Below are 19408 nucleotides of genomic sequence, written 5' to 3'. Positions count from 1 at the left end.
ATTGCAACCCGCTACGAGAAGAAGGCTGAGAACTACCTCGCCATGCTGACTCTAGCTTCTATCATGCTGTGGCTATAGTTTTAAAACAGAGCCTAGTGCTGGGTGTTTCGTTGCTCAACCCAGCCTACGCAAAACGATGGGTCAGTCAATCTGGTTGACCAGTCTATTCAGTCGGTGGACTCCATTCAATGAAGCCCAGTTGTCGGTTTTTGACTCCGCTTAACCCTTTTCTCATCATGAAGCTAGGTTGCCGGGTTTCGATGTTGCTCAACCCTCTTCTCATCAGGATTTGAGCATTGAGCGACATCGAAATGCTTGCCACTCGTTACGTCCTCCCGCTTAGCTCACAGGAACACCGTTTTTTGCTGCGCGAAGGAAGGGAGAATCTAGCTTGCAAACAAAGCTCAATCTTTTCTTGAATGCCGAAGAGGACGTGGGACTGAGGATAACAGACGTGCTTCTCTGGTCATCAGGAGCCTATCGTTTGGGATGACTGGAGTAATATCAGGAATGCTTCAATCATCGCTGAACCTGATCTGATGAAAAGCATAGGTTTTCTACGTTTTTTGGACTGAATCTTCTGAGAAATATTGCTGCTAACAACTGACACGATGTCGTAGAAAAGATCCCTAAATTTCCTAGATCATTGCTCATTGTTCTAAGTTTAAGGCTATAGTTCTATATAACAAGATGAACAAGATTTTCCTTCATTAAATCAAATGTTCATGTTGTCTCTATTTTGCAAATGGGAAGGATCTTCGAGCGCTAATGGGTGATATTCCAACAACTCCGATAACCGGAAAAGCTTTGCTTCAAAAGGTCAAAGAACTCTCGCATCTACCACGTCGTGAAAAAGCTAGGCAATGTGGATATTACACCGTTGGAAAAAATAGTCAGGTTCGGGTCAATCTGGCAGACTTTTTTGAAGCCATTTTGGCTGCGAAGGGAACCTCTCTGGGGGTAGACGCTGCTAAGGATGGGCGTGGACGAGAGCCAACCTATCGGGTGAGTGTCCATAAGAATGGTCAGCTTGTCATTGGTTCAACCTATACCGAAAAAATGGGATTGAGTCCAGGGGATGAGTTTGAAATTAAGCTAGGGTACAAGCACATTCATTTAATTCAGATTGATGCTAGTAAGCAGCAGGATGAGGATGAAGAGTTTGACGACGAAGATGAGTTTGATGACGAAGATGAATAGCGATCGCCCGTAACTAAACGGAGGCGATCGCTGCCAGAATCGATCCTGTCATCACACCCAGGTAAGGGGCTATCAACCTTGCCTGGGATGCTCATCGTTGCCTGACTCAAGCTGTGCTTTCCAGGCAAGAGCGGCGGTTTTAAAGTCTGACAGGCTTAGATAGTTTAGAGGTTGATCATCAACAACTAAATTGTTGAGGGTTGCGCCCTTGGCGTCTAGGTGTAGGCGGTAAGCATTGCCCGATCGCTCCCAGGTGGATAGATGTCCAGCCTCTATCTCTGCACTAGCGGTGAGCAGTTGGTTAACGCTTTCAAGACTGTCTTGAATATCAAGACTTAAAAAGCCTAAAACCTCACAGCGAGCTGAGTCGTCGGCAGTCCATTCTGCCCAATTCCAATTGAGTTTTGACATAGTGCTGATGGCTCAGCCATCGTGTGAATATCGTCTCGGCGTAAACGCTGGGCGTTGGCGGCATAGGATGGCTGAACCCAGTGTTCTTGATGATCTGCGGGTATTAAGACTAGAAGATTCGCTACTGTCGTAAGGGAAACCCGGTATTGATGCGACCATCGGAAAGATTGGCTCCGGCGATGATGACGGTTGTGCCATCTCTAGCCGGACAGAATTGAGATGAGTTGTCTGAGCCACTGGTTGGTCGGTTTTGTCCGCACCAGGCCCAACTGGGTGCGCCCGCAGGGCAGGTGACGCGATGGGCCTCTGCGTAGGCGATGGAGTTTAAGACCTGGGTGGCTAGGCAGGGATCGGGAAACATGGTGGAAAATTTGGTTGTTGAGGATGAGCCTGCGTAGCTCCACTGTCCGGCATAAATGCCTTGGGCATTGGCGGATTGGGTGATGGAGAATTGTCCAACGGTGCTGGGATTTTGTCCATTGGGGCGGAAATGGAAGCCGCTGAGCTGTCCATCTCGCAGCTCTCCGCAGAAAATGTGGGGATAGTTGATTTGGCGACCGCTGTAGGCAGTCACCCACTGCGATGAGGTGGGGCAGGTGGCGCTTTGAGCCTGACCAGCCTGACCGGCAGAGCCCAGACAAGCAGCCAAGACACAAGCGATCGCTCCAATGAACAGGGACGATAGTAGGGTTCGGCGCACCCAGCGCTGGATCATCTTGGTCAGAGTCTTAAAGCTTTGAACGATGACTTGGATCATATCTGTTATCCGTTTGTAGTGAGTGGTTTTAGAGGAACCCGTAGCGGAGTTCGACTGTAACACAGGCTCATGGATGATCCATCGCCACATTCACGGGCATCTAAACCTTATCCGGCCAGGACTGGGCAGGATGAACTGCGCTTGGCTGCCATCTAGCGCAAGGGGCCGGTTTGGTGGAAGAATCGGGATGGCGCTACGCTGAACTATAAGCCGGATGATGATTTGACCGGTGGATACCCTAGGTTTTAAAGGACGAAGCAGGTTCACAACATGAATTATCTCATTGCGGTCTTGCCGGATCGAATGACCGCCGAAGCAGCCTATACCGAGTTGGAAACGGAAGGATTTCCTGCCGACAGTGTCAGCATTCTTGGTAAGGGCTATAAAACTGCTGATGAATATGGGTTTATCGACCCGAGCAAACCTGCCCGCAAGCAAATGCGGCTCATGTCATTTTGGCTGGTTCCCTTTGGCTTCGCTGCCGGGGTGGCGTTCAATCTATCCACCCAGTACCAACTGATTCCAGCCTTGGGATCGGTGGGTAACCAACTCATCGGTGGGCTCTTAGGGGCGATCGGTGGGGCTATGGGCAGCTTTTTTGTAGGGGGCGGGGTTGGTCTGTCGGTGGGGGGCGGTGATGCTCTGCCCTACCGCAATCGTCTTAAGCAAGGCAAGTATCTGGTGGTGGTGAAGGGCGCACCCAACCTGACCAACAAGGCCACACGACTGCTCAAGTCGTTTAATCCTGAACTCTTGCAAGGGTACGTCGATCCCACCGAGAAGCCGGGGTGGGGGCAGCTATGATCTGCCTCTCGGCATAGCTAGGATGGCCTGAATGCTTTAACGCTGCATAACCGACGCTGCATAACCATAGGTGTTTTATGGAACAATTACCCAAAAGTTTAGAAGAAGCGATCGCTGAGGCTATGGTTGCCACCCAGGCGGCTTTGGAGGATGGCTATACGCGACTACAAGTCGAGCTGGTGTTTCCTGAACTGCGGATGATGCCGATCGCCCAACAGTTTCTATCGGCCTTTGAGGATCGAGGCTCAAGGCTACGGGTCTTCTTTCCTGATGCTGGGGCGGCAGCTCTGGCCCGTCGCGATTGGGGAGACAAAGACTATGCCATTCGTGGCATGGGAGAGCTGAAGGCCAAAATACAGCCTGATGAGGAGCTGTTCATTTTTATCGAACCGTCCTCGGTGGAAGTGGGGCAATTGGAAGAACTCTGTACCGAAGCAGGCGATCGCCCTGTGGTACTCCTGAATCCTCGTTTAGAAGATATTGCCACCATTGGCATCGGCTATGCTGGCCGGCAACTGCGGGAGCGATTTCTGAGCCAATTTGACTCGTGCTATTACCTGCAGCCCACCGACGGAGCCGCTATTTCTCGTTCCTATCCATCTTCTTGGCGGGTATGGCTAGAACGGGAAGAAGGCGAGTATGAGCTAATTGCCGAAGAACCTCGCAAGCCGGTGGGAGAAGCACTCAACCAACTGCTGCTGCAAGCGACCGGTGGTGGCGAATCGGAGGCGGCCCAACCCAGCGCCATGAAGCGTCCGGGTTTGCTATCGGGTCTTCAGCAGTTTCTACGGGCGCTGAGTCAGTAGGATACAGCCACAAACAGCCATAAAAAAGTCTGAGAGACGGTTGTATCATCTCTCAGACGGGTGTGAGGTTGGTGGGGAGCGATCGCTCCTGCCCATTCCGGGCGGCACATAACACTCCAGGGATGACGCTGGCTGAGCGAAGTCATGTACTGAGAACAGGCTAAGTCAACGTGGAACGTCTTCCGACGTGAGAAGGCCAAGACCCAGCCATCGTGCCCTGAGCGAAGTCGAAGGGCACGATGGCTCAGGGAATACTGGTACCCTAACGACCGAGTAGCGTTCCGCTGCCTACTAGGCTTCGTCTACCTTGGAGTCCTGAGGATCTTCGTCCTCTGCGTCGGCAGGGCTGGCTGCTTCCGCTGGCGTTGGCTCAGGTGTCTCATCGACGGCAACGGGGTTCACGTCTTGCTCTGGTTCCGCTGCTGGAGCCTCCACTGCGGCGATGTCTGCCGCTGGGGTTGCAGCTTCTGTCGCTTCAGGGGCGACTGTGGCAGTAGAGGTCTCTGGCGTCACACCCTCTGCAGTTGCTGTAGCCTCCGTGGTTGCCTCCGCCCCATCGGTGCGCTGATCCTTACGCTTCACCTTCACCAAGTTTTGCTTCTTCTTTTTCTTTGGAGCCTTGGCTTTGGGTTTATGGCGAGGTGGTGCAATCCCAATGCGGGTGCCTTCTTCAATCACCAACTGATCTTGATGGCGTCTGACATGCAAATCCCAGAAATGACCGACCAGCTTGCCATCTAGAGAACCGCACAAAATCAAGCGAAAGGCCTTGGCCTCTGCCCCAGACTTACGGGGAGCCTGCTGAATGCGCACGGTAATTTGCTGCTGGTCTTCCGCCACCCCAATCACTTCACCCCGGATGGAAAAGTAGCCATCTTGGGGATCGACGACAGAAACGGGCGCTGGAGCCGGAGCTGGCGGAGCGGGTGGCGCTACGGGCTCAACGGGACGCACGGGGGGCACCAGTTTGGGTTTTGACAGCAGTTGCGGGGATGATGATTCAGTGGCGTCTGGCGCAGGGGAGCGATCGCTCTCGGGGGCTGGGGCTGCCGTAACGTCTGGGCTATCGGGCTCCTCAGCAGGGCTGGCTTCAGCTACAGGGGCTGCTTCCGGTTGTTCCTCAACAGGAGCAGACTCCTCAACGGCTTCAGCCGCTGGTGGCTCAGATGACTCACTCGATTCATCCGTCTCACCCTCCTCGCCGAGCGGTTGGGTGAGGGTTTCTGGTTCCCAGACGCCAACAATTTGCACATGCAGCTCATGCTGCTTTTCCCGCGTGCGTGGATAGACCACCCAGAGATGGGATTGGTCGAGATCAATATGCTTTTTGACCAAGCTCATCACCCGCCCTAGCAAGACGGCATCGATTAAATGACCGTCTTCGGTTTTTAGAAAACCGCGAGTGAAGCTTTCCTCCGAGGGCTGATATTGAGCTTGAACAAGCCCAATAGCCCGGAATTGCTTCGGCTCGCTAGCCGGTGGAATGGGGTGATGGGCAGACAGATTCGGTGAACTGTTGGTAGCTGACACGGATGGGGTAGGTGAAGACACAAGAGTAGTAGACGATTGTGAAGAGACTGAAGAAGACATTGGGCTAGCTTGTCCTGAACGTTGATCAGAGCGATCGAGGTTAGTGTTGGCCGGAGGGGTTGCGCGTCGAGGAGGAACCAGATTAGGAGAGGTGGGTACTTGTGGTACATCACCAGACTCTGACGGCGTTGGCTGTTGATTTGCTGGTAACACCATTGGATCCTCCCTAGGGCAAATTCGGCCGACCCGCTTTCGCCTAAATGAGCAGACAGGACACTGACACTATATGTTTAGTTCAACACTAGATTAGCATCCACCTATAAGTCTGCCTTGGCAAAGATTGAGCAAGATTTTAACGAGCTATCCTCAACGGGGCATCCTCAATTATGTCTTAAACAGAGGGAATGTAGGGTGGAATGTTGATGACAGAAGTAGGCAGAACAAGAACGGTCGTCGGGTTGTCTGAGACCGTTGGATGGGGACACAGGGTGCAGCGATCAAGCTGCTGTAGCACCTGATGCCAACAGATTCAGAGACTATTGACGCGTACTTGTATCTATTCTTTACACTATTCTTTTCAACTGATGTTCCACCCTAGGGAACGTCCCTAGGGAGCCTTGAGGATGGTCATGGGATAGAGGCTATAACGTTGTGCAACCAGGCGGGAAATCTATCATAAATGTTAGGGGTTAGTTAATAAGGCAACTTCATCTGTTTATACAATCGCGATCGCTTATATCCGGCTAAATCAAACCTAAATTGGCTGAAATAAAGGATTTGCACGGGGTAGGGTAGGTGGCGATCGCGATTGTCTAGAGGAACAAGATTGCGGTTGCCGTTGTGCTCCACTGCAGACATCTTGCCCATCTGGTGGAATTGGGTGGGCAGAGATGGCAGGGTAGACCATAATAGGCGATAGAGTTTGGGAAGAGTCTGTGGTGAAATCACAAAGTCGTTGGATGAAAACGTTGATCTTGGCGATCGCTGTTGTAGCCTTTGCGGGGTCAATGGTGGTGTTGCCGTTTGCTGGTGCCTTCCAAGATCGGGAGGAGTCGGTTTCACCAGGTACCCCAAGCGCTAACCCAACGGATGCGCGGCAGCAAGAATTGGCAGATCAAGCCCATGGTTATGAGCTGGTGCTCGACCGGGAGCCGGATAACGTGGTGGCCCTAGAGGGGTTGCTGGAAGTGCGCTTGGAAATGAGCGACATTGAAGGGGCGATCGTTCCCCTAGAACGCCTAGTAGAGCTCAATCCTGAGCAGTCTGACTACGCGGTCTTACTAGCCCAGGCTAGAGAACAGGTGGGCGATCGCGAAGGTGCGGCCCAAGCCTACCGGGATGTACTCTCGTCTCAGCCGGGTAATATGAATGCGCTGCAGGGTTTGGTGGCGTTGTTGGTGGGTCAAGAACGTCCAGAAGCGGCCATTGGGTTATTAGAAGATACGCTCCAGCTTGCTGACAATGCCAACCAGGTGCAGGCAGGCAGTGTAGATGTGGTGGCGGTACAGCTTTTGCTGGGGCGTGTTTATGCGGAGAACGATCGCTATACCGAAGCTATGACGGTATATGACGAAGCGATCGCTAAGGATGCCCTAGATTTCCGTCCGGTGTTAGCTAAGGCGATTGTGCTGCAAACCCTGGAGCGGGGCGACGAAGCCCAACCCCTGTTTGAGCAGGCAGCGGCCATGGCTCCTGCCCAGTACAAAGACCAAATTAACCAAATTGCGGCAGGCGGTGTGGACGAAGCAGCGACTGCGGCAGAAGAGTCCGGGGAGTCTGGGCAGTCCGGAGAGTCCAGTGATGCGGTAGACTCACCTGTGGATGACTTGCCAACGCCCTAGTACCGCAAGATAGAAGAACGAAGACAGAACAACGCAAAGGAATTCTAGGACACACAAAGTTTCCCGCCTCAGCACATAGGCGGGTCACTTACGCCTCGGAGTACTAGGGCGATCGCGGCGCATATAGCAATGGAAGGATAGGTATGGTGGGCACCACGGTGGATTTTACAGACTTTCAGGTTTTGGATGAGGATCTATCGGATGCCCTGCTAGAGCAGTATCTGCAGGCGGAGGCGATCGCTGTGGATACCGAGACCATGGGGCTGTTGCCCTGGCGCGATCGCCTCTGTTTGGTGCAGCTTTGTGATCCCCAGCGACGGGGCTCGGTGGTGCGCATTGCCCAAGGGCAGCAGCAGGCTCCGAATCTGAAAACCTTGATGGAAGCTGTCTCGGTTACCAAAATTTTCCACTTTGCTCGTTTTGACGTGGCGGCGCTCCAGCATCAGTTGGCGATCGCCGTGAATCCGATTTTCTGCACCAAGATTGCCAGCAAGCTAGCCCGCACCTACACGTCTCAGCATGGCTTGAAGTCCTTGGTGGCCGAATTGGAACAGGTGGAGCTGGATAAAACTGCCCAAAGCTCTGACTGGGGCAAGGTCAGCACCTTGTCGGAGGCACAACTGCGCTACGCCGCTAATGATGTGCGCTATTTGGTGGACGTACGGCTGAAATTGATCGAGATGCTGAAGCGCGAGGGTCGCTGGCAACTCGCTCAGGATTGTTTCCGCTGCATTCCCACCTTTGCTGATTTAGATTTGATGCACTATTCCAATATTTTTGAGCATTAGGATTGCTGCACCTGGGATCTCTGTCTGTCCAATACCTCAGGAGCTGATTGACGTTGATTCATTGGTGCCAGCGCTCCTGCGTTGACACCTGTCTTGATCGCTCCTGCGACTCTTCTACTGATCAACCTCAAGCCTGCAGGGGTAGAGCAAGTTTTTTAAGGAGCGATCGCGTCCCTAGTTTCCGATATAGCTGCGCTGGGAAAGAGAGCGGTGGCGCTGTCCAGATGTTTCTCCAGCGTAGCCACGGGGAGGGGCCCTTGAATGTGCTGCCAGGGCAACACTTGGTCGGTGCGCCAATGATCATGAACGTAAAAGTCCAGATCCGGCAACGTACCGCGCAGATCCTTAAAAGCACGGCGGTAGCTGCCCAGGGAATCGCCATAGTGGCGCACCCGTTCCAGCAAGGGAGCAATGCGGCGATCGCCTCGGGAGATCAGCGCTTGGATCACCGACCAGTTATAGCTTTCCGGGCGAAATTCCATACCCTGGGGGCGCAGATGCTTCTGGAGAGATTTGAGGCGCTTCTCGGCCTGGCGGTTGACGCCAAACCACTGAAAAGGCGTGTGGGCCTTGGGCACGAAGGTACTGCAGCCTAGGGTGAGGCGTAGCCCCGGAGCAGCGCGTTTCAGCGATCGCATCATGGCCACCGTGGCCTCGATGTCCTCCGGCTCTTCTCCGGGGATGCCGACCATACCGTAAAGTTTCAAGCTACTCAGTCCACCAGCTTTAGCGTGAATAGCAGCTTCCACAATTTCATCGTTTTGTAGTTTTTTGTTGACAATCTGCCGGAGGCGATCGCTACCGCTTTCCACAGCGATGGTGATCGAGCGGCTGTCGTGCTTCACCAAGGTTTCCGCCAGGTGCTGGGTGACCGTGTTGGTGCGCACGGAGGCGATGCTGAGGCGAACGTGGTCGTACTGGGGACGGTTGAGATGGGTGAGCAGATCGGTGAACTCGGGATGCTGGGTGACCGATGCTCCGAGAAGACCCAGGCGATCGGTGACCTGTAGCCCCCGATCAATGGCGGGGATTAGAGAGGCTTCTAGACTAGGAGTGCGAAACGGCAGGGTGAGGTAGCTAGCCAGGCAAAAGCGACACATCTCTGGGCAACTGCGCACCACTTCCACCATGTAGATGTTTTCCCAAGCGGCTTTCTCGGTAACCACGGTGGAGGTGGATAGGGTATTACCGCGATAGGTTTGTTTTTGCACCTGGGTAGGCAAGTCGCTGTCGAGGGGAGCGATCGCCTGAATCTCGCCATCAGCACTGTGGTAGGTGACGGCGTAGAGGCTGGGCACATAGACACCGGGAACCTGGGCGAGGTGACGCAGTTGGGTGGCGCGATCGGCGTGGCGCACGGCTTTGTAGGCATCAATGAAATCGCCGAGCAGCAGTTCTCCATCCCCCAGCAAGATGACATCAAAGAAATCGGCAAAGGGTTCGGGGTTGGCCGTGAGGACGGGGCCGCCGCCAAAAATGAGCGGGGCAGGGGCGGAGCGATCGCGGCTCCAGATGGGCAGATCGAGGGATTCGAGCAGCGTCAGTACATTTACGTAATCTAACTCCCAAGAAAGGGAGAGCCCTAGGAGTTCTGGCTGCTGAGGTAGGGGATCATGACCATCGGTAAACAGGCGGCTCACCTGGAGATCGGGGCGCATGGCTAAGGTTGCCCACACCACTTGATAGCCCAAACTCGTGATGCCGATGGTGTACTCGTTGGGGAAGGCAAAAATAGTGGCGATCGCGTCCTCATGGGGAACAGCGGGCTCAAACAATAACCGTTCAGCAGTCCAGACAGCAGTCACAGGCACCTTCAATAGAACGACGGGGAGTAGTGAAGGGGTAAGACCTTCACAGATTCTTAGATCAGAGTAGCGCCAAGGATTTCAGCCAGCCCCGGCTAGGGCAAAAACGTGCCCCAGCGCATGTCAAAACGCAGGAAACCTAGGTGCTCTCTCAATCTAGTCTAGTTTTTAGGAGGCTGCCTCAACCGTTTTGGCAAAACTTTATGGTTTTGCATCTCCGCAAGTTTATGGATACTTTAAGAATTCTCGTTGAAATTACGCAAATCCCAAGATGGGATACGAGAAACCTTAAATAAGATTCAGAACGTCTTCATAAATGCGGAAGCAGTTGCTAGGTCAGCGATCGCTGCCATTGTAGCGTGCAGAAGCTTTACATCAAGAGACCGCAAGGTGGGAACTCTATTCATAATTATTAAGACAATCTGCGTAAATCCTCTCCTTTTTATAGCGGCATAGCGCAAAACCAGCACAGATGACTTCAGAGCATCTACCGTGTTCGTTCATCAAAATTTCATATACATATAGAGGTAGGGAAAACTATCCACAAACTGCACTAAAGCAACTTCGAATCTCTTGAGTGATCTATGCCAAGATGAATCTATCGATACATCTTCTATAGGCCTAACGTGGCCCTATATAGATAGCTCAAGCCTTAATAATTATGGGCTGACTGCTCTCAAATGTTTAGGCTAAAGGGTGCGGCGAGCGACGTAACTAGCCGATGACACAGATAAATGTCCATACAAGCTGGCCAAATTGCCAGCGCTGACTCAGTCACACAAACTCAGATCTATGGGTAAGACCATAGCCCAAAGCCGGTGAGTTGGCAGACATCTTTTCTGAGCTCAATCTCAGGTTCCCTACGGGACTTGTATTAAGTCATTGGGAGAGTATTGGCGGCCCCATTGCATCAGCATTTAGGATGGGTACGATGCTATATAAAAAAATCTACGAGCTACAGGGGACGCTATCGACGCCGCTTCGTAGTGAGTCATGTAGGGGTATGTCTAGCCAAGACAGTCAAGAGATGGAGAGCGCTGCCGACCGTGCCTTGAAATCGGGTGTTGATCTCTATCATCACCGGCGCTTTGAGGAAGCTATTAGCCTGCTACAACAGGCCTTAATGGACTACCAGCATGAGCACAGCCCCGAAGGGTTGGGGCGAGCTCATAGCGCCCTAGGGTTGGTCTACTATGCCCTAGGCAACTATCGCGACTCGATTACCGAAGCGCACCAGGGCCTAGATGCGGCCCGCCGGGCAGGCGATCGCCGCACGGAGCGCCAGGCCTTGGGCACTCTAGGTAATGCCTATCGTCACATGGGCAACCATGAGCTTGCCATTACCTATAAGTTAGAAAGTCTAAATATTTCTCGGGCTATTGATGATCAGCGTGGTGAAGTGGCTGCGCTGAACAACCTAGGTATGGCCTATAAGGCGATTGGAGATTGCGACAGGGCGATCGCTTTTTATGAACAGGCCCTAGCGCTGGTACGACCTTTGCATGACTTACGGGTTGAAAGCCAAGTGTTGCGCAATCTTGGCAATGCCCATCATTCTAATGCCAATTATTGCAAAACCCTCGACTATTATGAGCAACTGTTGGTCGTCACCCGGCAAATGGACGATATGCGTACCCAAGGGCAGGTGCTGAAAAACTTGGCCAGCGTTTGCTATGCGGCAGGGCAGTTGCCGAAAGCCACCGACTATCACCGCCAGCGTCTAGTTCTGGTGCGATCGCTCTGTGATCGCCGGGCGGAGGAGCAAACCTTAGAAAATCTGGGGGTAATCTACGATGCTCTCGGTGAATATGACAAGGCGATTTACTACTATGAACAGCGTTTAGAGGTCGTGCGCAGTTTGCCGGATTGGGAGCTGGAGCGGCAGACGCTGAAATGTTTAGAAAACCTCTGCCATGCCATTGGTGACTATGCCCGCATGAGTCGCTACACCCATGAAGCCATCACCCTAGATAGCCAAGGAGCTGTGGCCTAGGCGGCTAACATTGGCTCAAGAAAGATCTAGAGGTTGCTGCGCCCAACCCCTGACGGGATGGGCGCAGATTTTGTAGCACCCATAAACTAAACCCCGAACTAGAACAGTTCGGGGCAGAGACAGGGTTATAAACCTGTAAAAACCATCAGGTATGGTGCTGAATAGCTGCCTAGTAGGCAAGGGTTTCTAAGGTTTCCCGAAGATAGCTAGAGACGAGCTGATCGAGCGTCCAATCTTGGCGATCGCTGACTCCGCCCTTCTCCTGCTGCCAGCGTTTAAAGCCAGAACTGCTGGCGATCGCCCGCTTCAGGTTGTTCCAAATTGCATCATCCGATAAACCGGTTGGACTGTTTGACAGTGTTGTCATAGAACGTGTCACCTTGAATCTACAAGCTTAATCGCCATGAGCAACTGTCTTTGGCTGCCGTTCTTCAGAGGTAGAACAGGCTAAGACACATCCAGGCTTAACACCCTCGGTACCTTGGAAGCACGGGGCTTGTAGGGCGCTGGGCATGGATGATTTTGAGTGGGTGCAGTTGCTCAATAAAACTTAAGTCTCTCTAGGATAGCGCAGTGCATCCGGCTGCGGTTGTGCCGTGAGACACCGTTCTTATCCAACAGCTAGGCGATCGCTCCCTAGGAGCCCAGAGAGATCTACTGTTTTAGTGGTTGATCATCCTCCCAGGGCGTGGCCACAGGCAGCACAAAAGCGATCGCTTGCCTGGACTGGTGCACCACATTGACTACAAAACCGCCGGGCGGAGGGCGTGGGAGTGCTGGGGGAGCTGGCTTCAGCTCGCAGGGTCATGTCACCCATGCGCATTTCCATGGGCTGCATCGACATTTGCATGGTGCCCATTTGCATCGACAAGGGCTTCATGGGCTGCATCGGTGGCATGGGCGTTATGGAGGGCGACATGGACATAGGCGACATGGGCGGCATGGGGGTTGCCACCGGATCATCCACCCGCTGGATCGGCAGGGCTTGGGCGTCGGCGATCGCTGGCGGAGTGGTCAGCAGTTGGAGGCTGGTGCCCTGGATACATAGGTAGCGATCGCCTTGGGTGGTGGCTAGCTGGATGATAGCGCCTTGGTGGGTGCGATAGAAGCTGGGCGGTGCCGTCCATGGGCCGGTCATCAGACTCGTGCTAGCCTGCTGCTGCTGTCCGGAGGCCATGGAGGCTAGGGTCACGACCGTTTGATCGCCAGCATTGTGGACGTAGCACTGTTGCCCTGGATAAAGTTCAGTTGCGTAAGCCATGGGCTTGCCTGGAATGGACGACTGTTTTTATTGTGCGGGACAATCGGCGGCGATCGCCCATCTGAAAGCTTCTGTTAACCTTTGCCCTGCCGGTGAGCTGTTGGCGGATCGTTCTCCTAACATTCACCCGATAGGGATAGCACGCCTGGTCAGCGACCTAACCTCGTTCAACCTGAGGTTGAGGACTCGGGCTCGATTGGGATGGGGCATTCCTGGGATGATCTCATGCAAGAAGTAGGGCATTCCAGGTGTCTATCGCTAGGTGTATGTCACCAGGTGAGGACATCCTCACTGCAAAACGTGCGTAAACTCGTTACACTTTGTAAAGAAGAGTTAACACATTGTTACATGCCCAACTTGTTAGATGCTACTCGTCAATATTGGAGAAACCTCGACCAGTTGGAAGCTGCCTACCAGCGAGGCGAGATCTCGCTAGCGGAGGTTGATCAGCGAGTCGCGGTACTTATGGCAGATCTGGGCCAGGAGCGCCGGGCTGCCCTCAGGTTTCTGTGGGACAACCTGCTGCGCACTTGGTCGGAGCAGCGAGACCTTTGGTTGGGGACTGCGATGGTGCTAGTGCTTTGCTACGTTTGGATTAGCGTCTAAATCAGCACGTTGGGTGAAACGTAGCCGCTGCTGACGTTTACCAACAGTTCACCAGCAGTTCACCAGCAGTTCACCTGGACATCGCTGCATCTCGCCTCCCATCTCCACACCGACCTAGGTCAAGAGCTTCACCATCCACAAAGACTGAGCGCGATAGCCTAGGGTTTGGTAAAGGTGCAGGGCCGGTTGATTATCCGAAAACACTTGCAGACCGACTTGGCGATCGCCGCGTTGCTGGCTCCAGGTTTCCACCTGCTGCATGAGCGCCCGTCCGAGACCGCGTTGCCGATGAGCTGGCATGACGTAGAGCAGAAAGATATGAGCATGGCGATCGCCGGTGATTTGGTCAATGGCATTGCCGGCCCACACCCCCGCTACCGGTGTGGGATCTTGCGCGCTTCCATCCTCAGGATTAGCAAGGGCCCACCACAGCGGCGTATCGCTCGATAAATACTGATCAACCGTCTGGGCCAGATGCCCAAAGGAGCGATCGGGGTGGCGTTCTTGATAGGTACGCTGCATGAACTTCACCACCTGAGCGCGGTCTAAACTACTGCCGCGCTTGAGGTGATACCCCGTCACCGAGGGCGATCGCTGGGGGTCTAGCTCCATGCCCGATCCCATGCAGGGGACAGCTCCATCTGGGCAAGATCTGGATCTTCAATGGGGGCGGGGGCGGCCATGTCGGAGGGGAGGAAAATCCGAGAACTCACGGCCAGCAGGGCCACTAAGAAGACTAAAACGATCAAAAACGGTGCGATGTATTGCCGGAAAATAGCCATTGGGGTTTCTTAATCTCAACAGGTCAATCTCAAGAGGTCAATCTCAACAGAAGATCGGTTATTTACATTTTGCAACATTATGGAGCCGGGGTGGTTGTTCTAGGCATGGGGATCTTCGGTGCCCGGTCGGGGAATGCGTAGACCATGGGCGCGATCGCACCGTCGCAGCCACATCCAGCCCAGCACCGCGATCGCTAAAGAGATGAAGCCTGTAGTGGACTGCAGCAGCAGGAAGCCACCGACGGTGAACATGGATCCAAAGAGGAGCAGGATGGCCGCTAGCACCCGCTGCAGATCTTGCTGAAGATTTTGGGCGGGCAGGAGTCCTGTGCGCGATCGCTGCCGGGCCCAGCCTGGGCCCCCCGGCCGCACCCGTCGGTAGAAGTCATCTAGAGTAGCGTCGGATTCGGGAGGAGTCAGCAGCAGCGTCACGCCCCAAATCACCGTCGTAACGCTGGCAATGAACAGCAGCCGTAGGCCAAAATCGGCAAAAATCTGGGTTTGCATCACCGACAGTCCAGTGCGCAGCCCTGGGCCAATGCCGGGTATTTGAAACAGTCCGTTATCCGCCATCTCATCCACATTGGGCAGGCTGCTGAGGATGCCAATCACAAAGCCGCCCACCATGGCTGCCAGCTCCGTTGCCGCATTGATGCGCCACCAAAACCAGCGCAAAATCAACACCAGCCCTGGCCCAGTGCCAATGGCAATCACCAAGCGAAATACCGCCGCCACGTCGCTGGAGTAGAAGGCCGCAATCGCCCCAAAAACTGTCACGATGACCGACGCCAGCCGCCCTGCCAGCACCAGCTCCGCCTGGGTGGCCGTGGGGCGCATGAAGCGGGCGTAGAGATCATTGGTCAAATAGGACGCACCCCAGTTAATTAGGGTAGACACCGTACTCATAAAGGCAGCAATCAAAGACGCCACCACCAGCCCCAGAAGCACCGGCGGCAAAAAATCGAGCATCAGTTTGGGGTAGCCCAGTTCGCGATCGCCCAAGTCGGGATAGACCACCAGCGCCACCAGCGCCACCACCACCCAAGGCCAGGTGCGCACCACGTAGTGCAGGATATTGAAAAACCAAGCGGCTTTTTCTGCCTCCGCCTCCGTCTTAGCCGCTGCCAGCCGCTGAATAAACTCACCGCCGCCATCACTGCGCCGAAAAGCCCACCATTGCAGAAAAATATAGGCCAAAAATGTACTGACGCTGATGCCCGCCATCTCACTCCAGGCCAGCCAGCCCCCCTCACCGCCTATGCGCACCGGCACCAGGGTCAACACGTCCTGGGCTGAATGCTGCTGCACCTGCTGTACCAGTTCGCGCATCCCGCCCACATGATTCACGGCAGCGATCGCCACCACAATGGCCCCAAACAACGCTAGAAAAAACTGGAAAAAGTCCGTGACTACCACGCCCCAGAGACCCGACACCCCAGCGTAGAGCAGCACAAAGATACTGACACCCACCACACTCCAGAGCTTCAGGTTATCCCCCGGCGTAAATCCCAAGCTCTGCCAGAGTTCTAGCGCATCCACCACCTTCACCATGGCCAGCATGGCGTAGCCAATGCCAATGCAGTTGATCGGTACGGCAAAGAGGAACGCCTTGATGCCCCGCAACACCGCCGCCATGGAACCGCCGTAGCGCAGTTCGGTGAGTTCTGCATCGGTGACAATTTCCGATCGCCGCCACATGCGGGCAAAGACGTAGATCATCACCACATGGGTCATGCCAAAGCTCCACCATTCCCAGTTGCCGGCAATGCCCCGCGTGCCCACCACTCCGGCAATGTAGAGGGGTGTATCAATGGAAAAGGTTGTGGCGGCCATACTGGTGCCCGCCAGCCACCAGGGCAGCGATCGCCCCGACACAAAGAAATCTACCAAACTGCCCGAGGCCTTCCCCGATAGGTATAACCCTAGCCATAGGGTCAGCAGGAGATATACCAATACAACAAGCCAGTCGAGTAGAGTCATGGCGATTGGGGTCAGGATTACAGCTAACCCTGGACACTACACCGCTTCTGTCCTGTCGTCAATCGCTGCTCACGATGCATCGGGCAGGGACTGGCGAAATTCGGTTGGGGTTTGGCGCAGGGGCTGATCAGGATTCCAAATGCCGCGACCTAGGGCCCGGGCCACCATCTGGGCCTGCTGAAAGCGATCGTCATAGCGCAGGTTGGGAGCACGGGCGATCGCCAACCCCCAGCCTTGAGCAATCATGCGCTCATTCACCAACTGCCCATCCTGCCAAACGTAGGCCAACTGACGCCCATAGCTATCCACTGGTTCTACATCCGGCTCTAGACCCACGGTCTGTCCCTCCAGCTGTTCTGCCAGATAGGCCTGGGCTGCCTCTCCCCATGGCTCCTGCCGCAGATCCGGTGCATCCAGACCCAACAGTCGAACCGTTTGGGGTTCCGCCGGGCCGTTGGGGAGCAGCACTTCTAGGGTTTGCCCGCTCACCACCCGCACCACTTGGGCCGGATGGGTCGCTGGCTCTGCCGCACAGGCAACCCCAGTCCAGCTCAGCACCACCAGCACCAACGCTAGCCACCGCATCCTTAGTTGCTTTCTAGTCTTCATCAAGAGTTGCTTTCTAGTCTTCATCAAGGGGCAACCCCCGGCGCACTTTACCCTTGCCAAAATAGCGCCCAAATTGAAGCTCATATACTTCATCTTCATCCTGGGTTTCCACTTCCACATCCGAACAGGGATAGCTGACACAGAGCAAGGCATAGCCTTTTTCCTGCAGGTGAGGCGAAAGGCCCATGGCTTCCGGTTGATGCACTTCGCCAGAGAGCAATCGCCCTGCACAGGCTGTACAAGCACCGTTGCGGCAGGAGAAGGGTAGTTCGACGCCCTGATTTTCGGCACTGTGGAGAATGTAGCGATCGCTTGGCACCCGAACGCAGTGGGAGGTGCCGGTTTTGCGATTGTGAATGCGAATTTGATACGAGTCAGTCATGAGAGTTTTATAGAGCTAATACTATGGTGAGATCTAGAACTATTAAAAGTGATCTTGGAGGCTGGAGATTCTCTTAAAAGGTCGTTCTAGATAGTTTTATACTCCCACACTTGCTCAATGACATGCATGAAATCTTCGATGAAGCGATCGCTCTCTACCCTGCCGGCAGCGATCGCTCTCCAGAGCGTGACCGATATGCCAATGAAAGTGATCATTGCTATGAGATGAGTTTGGTGTGCTTCCTCGATCCAATCCAGCTATCCCGTGGTTTATTGATGCCTTAATGATGAGGTCAAGGTTTCAGAGTGATATCGGTTAAAGTGCCCAGCTTTTTCGTCGTTCGGACATAATGTAGTAAAACAAAATTTGCTCAAACTGCCTCTGTCCAAACCAGTCGATTTTTCCTTTTTGGATTTGCTTATCCTGCAATTTAAAGCAAAAAATATTTTTCTTGTTCATGTCCACACCCGCCGAACCGGATAAGCGTCAAAAACTGTATCTGCACTGACAATAGCTAGAGAATTACTAATTGACTGAGCGATTAAGATGCGATCGAACGGATCACGATGATGGAGTGGAAGATTTCGTACGTAAACTGTGTCATCGAAAGAGATTGGCAGGATTAGAATATCCGAATCTTCAAGAGCAGCTCCGATCATTTCGTAATCCTGTTGAAGCGATAATTTACCCAGTTGTAACTTGATTGCCATTTCCCAAAGGCTGGCAATGCTGAGATAGACAAGATCTGCAGTGTCAATGGTTGTTCTTAAAACATCTGAAAGCTTTAAATCATTTTCAGTTAGCCAGATGAAGGCATGAGTATCCAGAAGAAGATGACTCATTCCATGTATTCCTTAAAATCTTCAAGAGGTGCATCAAAGTCATCCGGCAAGGGCAAAACAAACGTACCTTTTAAGATGCCGGATCGACGTTTCTTTTGGGATATCTTCTCCTCAGCAGTTACTTTTGAATAGTTTTCAATTAAATATTTTGCGTAATGCAAAACCTCCTGTTTCAATGGCTCTGGCATTTGGGTGATCGTTTGTAAGATTTCTGCATCTACAGTCATGCTTTGCTCTCCTTCTATGAAACAACATAGGTGATTCCCATAATCGAGAAAACCTAGATCTAGTATGAGCTATCTTGCCCTGAACGACCATATAAATGCCTGGTCAATCGCCGTCAAAAGGGCTCAATCAACTCAAGCTAGTCACAGTCGAATTACTGGCGTAGGCTTTACTCATCGCTCTCACGGATCTGTAGCTTTCTGAATCTCAGTCTATGCTGTGTGATCTTTTTCACTGATCATCTGATATTTCAAACACCTCCTCATATTCTTCTAAGCTAGGGTTTATTGGAATATCGGACGTTTGAAGCCTAAGGTTAATGCGATTACTCAATGCCTGAAGTTGCTCCATCCAGGGCAAAAGCCCAACATCTGCTTGCATTCTAAATTCCAATAATCCGTCTCCCCCAGCCAGCTTTTCTAGTCGTGCGCACAAACTTTCTACACTTTGAGTACAATTCGCGGAAATCATGTAAACTTCTCGCATTTCTTCGCCTGTAAGCTTGATGCGCATGATCGTGATATCTCCGAAAGATAATAAGTTTCTAAAAGCTTAGGGTGAAGCTAGCTGATGATCGTGATCAACGGCTACTCATGGACTTGAATGTAGCCCTAGCAGTATCCTTTAGTCCGCTGAAGATCTTTCTCATTGTGCTCCAGCACTTTGGAGAATTTGAACTACTCTGTTGTGATCCTGAACGGGTGACAAGGCAGCTTAAAATCATACCGTGCTGGACTTTGAGACAATAGAGGGGACAAAAAATAGGGAGCCTCAGTACAGCTCCCC

24 protein-coding genes are annotated in these 19408 nt (G+C 53.2%); 7 read left to right on the top strand and 17 right to left on the bottom strand.

What is annotated here, in order from left to right; translation table 11 throughout:
* The first annotated feature begins 768 nt into the window (after positions 1-768).
* The gene (locus JUJ53_RS08660) at positions 769-1200 is read left to right on the top strand and encodes an AbrB family transcriptional regulator (RefSeq protein WP_204151607.1); all 432 of its coding nucleotides are present in this window, start codon (positions 769-771) and stop codon (positions 1198-1200) included.
* A gap of 72 nt (positions 1201-1272) precedes the next feature.
* On the opposite strand, the gene JUJ53_RS08655 is transcribed toward JUJ53_RS08660, so the two are convergent.
* Together JUJ53_RS08655 and JUJ53_RS08650 are read right to left on the bottom strand one after the other, a co-directional pair.
* Entirely contained in the window at positions 1273-1611 is a 339-nt protein-coding gene (locus JUJ53_RS08655; RefSeq protein ID WP_204151606.1) for a hypothetical protein, read from the bottom strand.
* Positions 1612-1732: 121 nt separating this feature from the next.
* Positions 1733-2368, bottom strand: a complete 636-nt coding sequence (locus JUJ53_RS08650) for an EndoU domain-containing protein (protein ID WP_204151605.1) — start codon at positions 2366-2368, stop codon at positions 1733-1735.
* Positions 2369-2638: 270 nt separating this feature from the next.
* Here JUJ53_RS08650 and JUJ53_RS08645 point away from each other — a divergent pair, with 270 nt between their 5' ends.
* Together JUJ53_RS08645 and JUJ53_RS08640 are read left to right on the top strand one after the other, a co-directional pair.
* The gene (locus JUJ53_RS08645; RefSeq protein ID WP_204151604.1) at positions 2639-3172 is read left to right on the top strand and encodes a hypothetical protein; all 534 of its coding nucleotides are present in this window, start codon (positions 2639-2641) and stop codon (positions 3170-3172) included.
* Positions 3173-3249: 77 nt separating this feature from the next.
* Entirely contained in the window at positions 3250-3978 is a 729-nt protein-coding gene (locus tag JUJ53_RS08640; protein ID WP_204151603.1) for a DUF1995 family protein, read from the top strand.
* Here the strand turns inward: JUJ53_RS08640 and JUJ53_RS08635 are convergent.
* The 3 genes from JUJ53_RS08635 to JUJ53_RS08625 form a co-directional block, all read right to left on the bottom strand.
* Positions 3972-4124, bottom strand: a complete 153-nt coding sequence (locus JUJ53_RS08635; protein WP_204151602.1) for a hypothetical protein — start codon at positions 4122-4124, stop codon at positions 3972-3974. The genes JUJ53_RS08640 and JUJ53_RS08635 overlap by 7 nt on opposite strands.
* Before the next feature lie 145 nt (positions 4125-4269).
* Positions 4270-5508: a hypothetical protein gene (locus JUJ53_RS24630; RefSeq protein WP_239124899.1), complete on the bottom strand. Its 1239-nt coding sequence runs from the start codon at positions 5506-5508 to the stop codon at positions 4270-4272.
* 693 nt (positions 5509-6201) lie between these two features.
* Entirely contained in the window at positions 6202-6456 is a 255-nt protein-coding gene (locus JUJ53_RS08625; RefSeq protein ID WP_204151601.1) for a hypothetical protein, read from the bottom strand.
* Here JUJ53_RS08625 and JUJ53_RS08620 point away from each other — a divergent pair.
* Positions 6444-7349, top strand: a complete 906-nt coding sequence (locus JUJ53_RS08620; protein WP_204151600.1) for a tetratricopeptide repeat protein — start codon at positions 6444-6446, stop codon at positions 7347-7349. The two genes, JUJ53_RS08625 and JUJ53_RS08620, sit on opposite strands and share 13 nt — an antisense overlap.
* Positions 7350-7507: 158 nt before the next feature.
* On the top strand, positions 7508-8137 hold the full coding sequence (locus tag JUJ53_RS08615; RefSeq protein ID WP_343327920.1) for a ribonuclease H-like domain-containing protein: 630 nt from the start codon (positions 7508-7510) through the stop codon (positions 8135-8137).
* Positions 8138-8292: 155 nt separating this feature from the next.
* On the opposite strand, the gene JUJ53_RS08610 is transcribed toward JUJ53_RS08615, so the two are convergent.
* Entirely contained in the window at positions 8293-9942 is a 1650-nt protein-coding gene (locus JUJ53_RS08610; protein WP_204151598.1) for a radical SAM protein, read from the bottom strand.
* A gap of 1003 nt (positions 9943-10945) precedes the next feature.
* Between JUJ53_RS08610 and JUJ53_RS08605 the strand changes: the two genes are divergently transcribed.
* Positions 10946-11935 (top strand): tetratricopeptide repeat protein, encoded by a 990-nt coding sequence (locus JUJ53_RS08605; protein WP_204151597.1) that lies wholly within the window; start codon positions 10946-10948, stop codon positions 11933-11935.
* Between the two features lie 169 nt (positions 11936-12104).
* Here JUJ53_RS08605 and JUJ53_RS08600 read toward each other — a convergent pair whose 3' ends face one another.
* Together JUJ53_RS08600 and JUJ53_RS08595 are read right to left on the bottom strand one after the other, a co-directional pair.
* Positions 12105-12302 (bottom strand): hypothetical protein, encoded by a 198-nt coding sequence (locus JUJ53_RS08600; RefSeq protein ID WP_204151596.1) that lies wholly within the window; start codon positions 12300-12302, stop codon positions 12105-12107.
* A gap of 306 nt (positions 12303-12608) precedes the next feature.
* Positions 12609-13196 carry a zinc ribbon domain-containing protein gene (locus JUJ53_RS08595; RefSeq protein WP_204151595.1) on the bottom strand — a complete coding sequence of 196 codons (588 nt, stop codon included), beginning with the start codon at positions 13194-13196 and terminating at the stop codon, positions 12609-12611.
* A gap of 348 nt (positions 13197-13544) precedes the next feature.
* On the opposite strand from JUJ53_RS08595, the gene JUJ53_RS08590 reads away from it, so the two are divergent.
* Positions 13545-13802 carry a hypothetical protein gene (locus JUJ53_RS08590; RefSeq protein ID WP_204151594.1) on the top strand — a complete coding sequence of 86 codons (258 nt, stop codon included), beginning with the start codon at positions 13545-13547 and terminating at the stop codon, positions 13800-13802.
* 114 nt (positions 13803-13916) lie between these two features.
* Here JUJ53_RS08590 and JUJ53_RS08585 read toward each other — a convergent pair whose 3' ends face one another.
* The 9 genes from JUJ53_RS08585 to JUJ53_RS08550 all read right to left on the bottom strand — a co-directional run bounded on the left by JUJ53_RS08585 (position 13917) and on the right by JUJ53_RS08550 (position 19135).
* A complete protein-coding gene (locus JUJ53_RS08585; RefSeq protein WP_204151593.1) occupies positions 13917-14414 on the bottom strand; it encodes a GNAT family N-acetyltransferase in 498 nt (165 codons plus the stop codon).
* On the bottom strand, positions 14405-14584 hold the full coding sequence (locus JUJ53_RS08580) for a hypothetical protein (RefSeq protein WP_204151592.1): 180 nt from the start codon (positions 14582-14584) through the stop codon (positions 14405-14407). The genes JUJ53_RS08585 and JUJ53_RS08580 overlap by 10 nt, the downstream gene beginning before the upstream one ends.
* A 99-nt stretch (positions 14585-14683) precedes the next feature.
* Positions 14684-16564, bottom strand: coding sequence for a sodium:solute symporter family protein (locus JUJ53_RS08575; RefSeq protein WP_204151591.1), 1881 nt, complete (start codon positions 16562-16564; stop codon positions 14684-14686).
* A 69-nt stretch (positions 16565-16633) separates the two neighbouring features.
* Positions 16634-17149, bottom strand: a complete 516-nt coding sequence (locus tag JUJ53_RS08570; RefSeq protein WP_204151590.1) for a thermonuclease family protein — start codon at positions 17147-17149, stop codon at positions 16634-16636.
* Positions 17150-17186: 37 nt separating this feature from the next.
* Positions 17187-17555, bottom strand: coding sequence for a 2Fe-2S iron-sulfur cluster-binding protein (locus tag JUJ53_RS08565; RefSeq protein WP_204151589.1), 369 nt, complete (start codon positions 17553-17555; stop codon positions 17187-17189).
* Positions 17556-17641: 86 nt separating this feature from the next.
* The gene (locus JUJ53_RS25060) at positions 17642-17770 is read right to left on the bottom strand and encodes a hypothetical protein (protein WP_275415744.1); all 129 of its coding nucleotides are present in this window, start codon (positions 17768-17770) and stop codon (positions 17642-17644) included.
* 240 nt (positions 17771-18010) lie between these two features.
* Positions 18011-18397, bottom strand: a complete 387-nt coding sequence (locus tag JUJ53_RS08560) for a type II toxin-antitoxin system VapC family toxin (protein WP_204151588.1) — start codon at positions 18395-18397, stop codon at positions 18011-18013.
* Positions 18394-18624: a DUF2281 domain-containing protein gene (locus JUJ53_RS08555; RefSeq protein ID WP_204151587.1), complete on the bottom strand. Its 231-nt coding sequence runs from the start codon at positions 18622-18624 to the stop codon at positions 18394-18396. The genes JUJ53_RS08560 and JUJ53_RS08555 overlap by 4 nt, the downstream gene beginning before the upstream one ends.
* Positions 18625-18853: 229 nt before the next feature.
* Complete coding sequence (locus JUJ53_RS08550) at positions 18854-19135, bottom strand: hypothetical protein (RefSeq protein WP_204151586.1); 282 nt, start codon at positions 19133-19135, stop codon at positions 18854-18856.
* Positions 19136-19408: the final 273 nt, after the last annotated feature.

The sequence above is a fragment of the Leptolyngbya sp. CCY15150 genome (assembly GCF_016888135.1).
Classification (GTDB): domain Bacteria; phylum Cyanobacteriota; class Cyanobacteriia; order RECH01; family RECH01; genus RECH01.
The sequence above is the reverse complement of the archived record's forward strand: the minus strand, read 5'-3'. Positions and strand labels throughout refer to the sequence as shown.

What these genes read in the sequence shown, in the direction of transcription:
- JUJ53_RS08660 (WP_204151607.1), top strand. Translation starts at nt 769, where the DNA reads ATGGGTGATATTCCAACAACTCCGATAACCGGAAAAGCTTTGCTTCAA.
- JUJ53_RS08655 (WP_204151606.1), bottom strand. Translation starts at nt 1,611, where the DNA reads ATGTCAAAACTCAATTGGAATTGGGCAGAATGGACTGCCGACGACTCA.
- JUJ53_RS08650 (WP_204151605.1), bottom strand. Translation starts at nt 2,368, where the DNA reads ATGATCCAAGTCATCGTTCAAAGCTTTAAGACTCTGACCAAGATGATC.
- JUJ53_RS08645 (WP_204151604.1), top strand. Translation starts at nt 2,639, where the DNA reads ATGAATTATCTCATTGCGGTCTTGCCGGATCGAATGACCGCCGAAGCA.
- JUJ53_RS08640 (WP_204151603.1), top strand. Translation starts at nt 3,250, where the DNA reads ATGGAACAATTACCCAAAAGTTTAGAAGAAGCGATCGCTGAGGCTATG.
- JUJ53_RS08635 (WP_204151602.1), bottom strand. Translation starts at nt 4,124, where the DNA reads ATGACTTCGCTCAGCCAGCGTCATCCCTGGAGTGTTATGTGCCGCCCG.
- JUJ53_RS08605 (WP_204151597.1), top strand. Translation starts at nt 10,946, where the DNA reads ATGTCTAGCCAAGACAGTCAAGAGATGGAGAGCGCTGCCGACCGTGCC.
- JUJ53_RS08600 (WP_204151596.1), bottom strand. Translation starts at nt 12,302, where the DNA reads ATGACAACACTGTCAAACAGTCCAACCGGTTTATCGGATGATGCAATT.
- JUJ53_RS08595 (WP_204151595.1), bottom strand. Translation starts at nt 13,196, where the DNA reads ATGGCTTACGCAACTGAACTTTATCCAGGGCAACAGTGCTACGTCCAC.
- JUJ53_RS08590 (WP_204151594.1), top strand. Translation starts at nt 13,545, where the DNA reads ATGCCCAACTTGTTAGATGCTACTCGTCAATATTGGAGAAACCTCGAC.
- JUJ53_RS08585 (WP_204151593.1), bottom strand. Translation starts at nt 14,414, where the DNA reads ATGGAGCTAGACCCCCAGCGATCGCCCTCGGTGACGGGGTATCACCTC.
- JUJ53_RS08580 (WP_204151592.1), bottom strand. Translation starts at nt 14,584, where the DNA reads ATGGCTATTTTCCGGCAATACATCGCACCGTTTTTGATCGTTTTAGTC.
- JUJ53_RS08575 (WP_204151591.1), bottom strand. Translation starts at nt 16,564, where the DNA reads ATGACTCTACTCGACTGGCTTGTTGTATTGGTATATCTCCTGCTGACC.
- JUJ53_RS08570 (WP_204151590.1), bottom strand. Translation starts at nt 17,149, where the DNA reads ATGCGGTGGCTAGCGTTGGTGCTGGTGGTGCTGAGCTGGACTGGGGTT.
- JUJ53_RS08565 (WP_204151589.1), bottom strand. Translation starts at nt 17,555, where the DNA reads ATGACTGACTCGTATCAAATTCGCATTCACAATCGCAAAACCGGCACC.
- JUJ53_RS25060 (WP_275415744.1), bottom strand. Translation starts at nt 17,770, where the DNA reads ATGATCACTTTCATTGGCATATCGGTCACGCTCTGGAGAGCGATCGCT.
- JUJ53_RS08560 (WP_204151588.1), bottom strand. Translation starts at nt 18,397, where the DNA reads ATGAGTCATCTTCTTCTGGATACTCATGCCTTCATCTGGCTAACTGAA.
- JUJ53_RS08555 (WP_204151587.1), bottom strand. Translation starts at nt 18,624, where the DNA reads ATGACTGTAGATGCAGAAATCTTACAAACGATCACCCAAATGCCAGAG.
- JUJ53_RS08550 (WP_204151586.1), bottom strand. Translation starts at nt 19,135, where the DNA reads ATGCGCATCAAGCTTACAGGCGAAGAAATGCGAGAAGTTTACATGATT.